General features: G+C 38.8%; 1 protein-coding gene. It reads left to right on the forward strand.

Annotated features, from left to right (window positions below):
* Window positions 1-90: 90 nt before the first annotated feature.
* Window positions 91-619, forward strand: a 529-nt coding sequence (locus tag ACQV2T_RS09350) for a transposase (RefSeq protein ID WP_428893591.1), incomplete at its 3' end; no start/stop codon positions are given.

Below are 619 nucleotides of genomic sequence, written 5' to 3' on the forward strand. Positions count from 1 at the left end.
TCAGACTGTAGACAAAGTCCTCTAAATCACCAACCTATGGTGATTTAGAGGGCTTTTTGATATATAATAAAAAGAAAACGGGTGATTTCTATGATGTCCACTAATGCAGAAAGTAAAACGTTCGAAGCACGTCATCAGATGGCTTTTCATGCGCTCGAAGACCTTGTTCCAGAAGAACATCTTCTGAGAAAAATTGATCGACATATTGATTTTTCTTTTATTTATGGACTGGTAGAAGATGTTTATTGCTTAGATAATGGACGTCCGAGCATTGACCCAGTGACACTGATTAAAATCCCTATCATTCAATATCTCTTTGGTATTCCAAGTATGCGCCAAACCATTCAAGAAATTCAGGTGAATGTCGCATATCGTTGGTTTTTAGGGTTATCTCTCACTGACCCAGTGCCACATTTTTCAACTTTTGGAAAAAATTATAAGCGTCGTTTCGAAGGGACAAGTATCGCCCAACAGATCTTTAGCCAGATTCTCACACAGTGTTTTGAAGCGGACATGATTGATTCTAAAGCTATTTTCATTGACGGCACCCATGTTAAAGCTTGTGCCAATGGCCGAAAGTATACGAATAAAGAAGTGATCGTCCAAGCAAAATGGTTGG

The sequence above is a fragment of the Facklamia sp. P13069 genome (assembly GCF_050409405.1).
Classification (GTDB): domain Bacteria; phylum Bacillota; class Bacilli; order Lactobacillales; family Aerococcaceae; genus Facklamia.